We start from the raw sequence: 2,675 nt of genomic DNA, 5'->3' as shown, positions 1-2,675 counted from the left end.
ATATGTTATATAAACAGGTTAAATAGTGAGGTATTTATGAATCAATATATTAAATTCATACGTCATGTGCTATGGGCCTGTTTTTTTGTTACCTTTTTAGGCCTACTCATCCAATATATTGTGGGCTGGAATCAGTATGTGCTCGGTTGGTTATGGGGCATGTTGACTATGATGGTTTATTTAGTACTGTTAGGTCTACATAATAAAGGGCTAGCATATGGCAATCCACACCAGGCTGTAGCTAAAGCGCGACGTCAAATGATGTGGCGATTGGCTCTGATTGGCGCCTTCGTAGTTATAGGATTGCAAATACCTGGTGTACGAGCTGAAAGCTTATTGATTTCAGTTGTACTTATACAACCTGTATTGTATATCGTGTTTTGGCGATTAAGTAAGTAATAAAATTTATTGCATTGGGCGATAGGACTAAATCGCATGAAATAAGGATTAATTACATTCCTATTATGAATTTTAAATGCATAAAATGCATTTTTAATATGTAAATCACGAATTGTTTACTCTGGAAGTGTTGATTATATACCTATAAAGAGGTATGATAATACATAGATATATATTATATGGATATATATAAAATTTATATTGCTACGTGAGAAAGGGGTTGAGTCTGTGGAACTGCATGCGGGTCACCATCAAGTAGTACAGTGGCTAGGTTTATCGTTTAACATCGATACCTTAATTGCTACGTGGATTACGATGGCGATCGTCATCATCATTTCCGTGCTTGCTACGCGAAATCGAGCATTAGTGCCTTCGGGTGTTCAAAATGTAGTGGAGACTATATTGGAAGCATTAGAAGGTCAATTATCGCCAACGCTTGGGAAACACTGGCCGATGGTGAGTTCATTGTTATTCACATTCTTCTTATTTATCTTTGTTGGTAATGAGCTTGGTTTATTGCCAACGCTACATGCTGTTACTTCGCCTACGGCGGATATTAATACGACAGCGGCACTCGCATTGTGCAGTAGCTTTATAGTTTGGGGAATGGGGATTAGAGTTAAAGGCTTATCTTATTTTAATCATTTCTTACAGCCTTATAAGGCTATGCTAGTTCTAAACATATTTGAAGAAATAGCAAAACCTATCACATTAGCTTTCCGTCTATTTGGTAATATTGTAGCTGGCGAAATTTTATTGGAAATCCTTTATAATTTGCCTTGGTTCGTACCTGTACCATGGGTTTGGATTGCTTTTAGTTTATTTATTGGTATTATTCAAGCTTTTATTTTTACAGTTCTAACAGCCAACTATTTAGGTATGGCATTAAGTGAAGAACACTAATTTTAATGGAGGATTTATTATGGAAGTTCAAGGTTTATTCGCATTAGCTGCGGCAATCGCAGTAGGTTGTGGTGCTATCGCGGCAGGTATTGGTGACGGCATGGTAGCTAGTAAAGTTATTGAAGGTATTACACGTCAACCTGAATTGCGCGGTCAATTAATGTCCACAATGTTCGTAGCTATCGGCTTAATCGAAGCTATGCCTATCATCGGCGTAGTAGTTGCTTTCATTTTATTGTTCAGATAATAGCGAGGAGGAACGACCTTGGTAGATTTAACGCTAGGGACAATTCTTGCTCAAATGCTAAACTTTTTTATATTAGTTTGGATTTTGGCCCGTTTTGCATATAAACCATTGGTTTCTATGATGCAAGAGCGTAAAGAACGCATTGCTAAGGACTTAGCAGATGCTCAAGCTGCTCGTAATGAAGCGGAACAATTCAAAGCTGATTATGCTGCGCAAATAGCGAATGCACGTCAAGAGGCTCAACAAATCGTTGAAAAGGCAGTGCAACAAGCAGAAGCGACTACGCGTGAACAATTGGCAGCGGCTCGTGAACAAATTGAACGTGAAAAAGAACGAGCTCGTCAAGATATCGTAAACGAACGTGATCGTGCTATGAATAATTTGCGTAACGAAGTTATTTCCTTATCTGTTGCAATGGCGACTAAGGTTGTGGCAAAAGATATGGACAGCGAAACTAATACAAAATTAATTGAAGACGCTATTGCGAAACTTGATAGTAAAACGATAGGGTTGTGATATTATGAGCACAGAAATTGTAGCAGATAAATACAGTTCAGCTATGTTAGAGCTAGCTCAAGAACAAGGTAATTTAGTAACTACAGAAGAAAATCTTTTATATGTGGCCTCTGTTCTTAATGAACAACCAGAATTGGTAGGGTTTATTAATAATCCTATTGTGGAAGCAGATGCAAAGATTTCTCTACTTGGAAAGGTCTTTGGCACTGCTGTAGAAAAGACAGTACTTCATTTCATGTATGTCATGGTTAAACGTGGCAGATATCGTTATTTGCAAGATACAATTAGAGCTTTCATAACAAAATCTCGCGAAGCACGAGGTATTTTAGAAGCAATTGTAACTGTAGCAGAACCATTAACTGATACATTGCGTGATGATGTACAAGCTAAATTACAAGCGATGACCGGCAAGGATGTCATTGTATCGGTGCGTCAAGACCCTAGAATCATGGGTGGTATTATCATTCAAATCGGTGATAAACGCATTGATGGATCGATTGCACGTCGCTTAGACGAATTGAAAAAAACGTTAGTACGAACTGACTCTATTAGATTGGGGTGAATGGGTATATATGAAAATGAAGCCTGAAGAAATCACTGCTATAATCAA

General features: G+C 37.9%; 5 protein-coding genes. All 5 read left to right on the top strand.

All coding sequences use genetic code 11. The features are described from left to right. Nucleotides 1-36 precede the first annotated feature (36 nt). The 5 genes from RYP29_RS08855 (at nt 37) to atpH (ending at nt 2,627) form a co-directional block, all read left to right on the top strand. Nucleotides 37-399 (top strand): Tat pathway signal protein, encoded by a 363-nt coding sequence (locus tag RYP29_RS08855; RefSeq protein ID WP_311533203.1) that lies wholly within the window; start codon nt 37-39, stop codon nt 397-399. 228 nt (nt 400-627) lie between these two features. After that, the gene (gene atpB, locus RYP29_RS08850; protein ID WP_311533201.1) at nt 628-1,302 is read left to right on the top strand and encodes a F0F1 ATP synthase subunit A; all 675 of its coding nucleotides are present in this window, start codon (nt 628-630) and stop codon (nt 1,300-1,302) included. Between the two features lie 19 nt (nt 1,303-1,321). Further along, nucleotides 1,322-1,549 (top strand): F0F1 ATP synthase subunit C, encoded by a 228-nt coding sequence (gene atpE / locus RYP29_RS08845; protein WP_005377043.1) that lies wholly within the window; start codon nt 1,322-1,324, stop codon nt 1,547-1,549. Between the two features lie 18 nt (nt 1,550-1,567). Next, complete coding sequence (gene atpF, locus RYP29_RS08840) at nt 1,568-2,065, top strand: F0F1 ATP synthase subunit B (RefSeq protein ID WP_005381595.1); 498 nt, start codon at nt 1,568-1,570, stop codon at nt 2,063-2,065. A 4-nt stretch (nt 2,066-2,069) separates the two neighbouring features. Beyond that, the gene (gene atpH, locus RYP29_RS08835) at nt 2,070-2,627 is read left to right on the top strand and encodes an ATP synthase F1 subunit delta (RefSeq protein ID WP_311533199.1); all 558 of its coding nucleotides are present in this window, start codon (nt 2,070-2,072) and stop codon (nt 2,625-2,627) included. Nucleotides 2,628-2,675 lie beyond the last annotated feature (48 nt).

The sequence above is a fragment of the uncultured Veillonella sp. genome (assembly GCF_963534045.1).
GTDB lineage: Bacteria > Bacillota > Negativicutes > Veillonellales > Veillonellaceae > Veillonella.
Note: the sequence above shows the minus strand (reverse complement) of the source record. Positions and strands in the feature narration are given on the sequence as shown.

Bases quoted from the DNA above. Each gene is read 5' to 3' on its own strand.
- atpH (WP_311533199.1), top strand. From the start codon at position 2,070: ATGAGCACAGAAATTGTAGCAGATAAATACAGTTCAGCTATGTTAGAG.
- RYP29_RS08855 (WP_311533203.1), top strand. From the start codon at position 37: ATGAATCAATATATTAAATTCATACGTCATGTGCTATGGGCCTGTTTT.
- atpE (WP_005377043.1), top strand. From the start codon at position 1,322: ATGGAAGTTCAAGGTTTATTCGCATTAGCTGCGGCAATCGCAGTAGGT.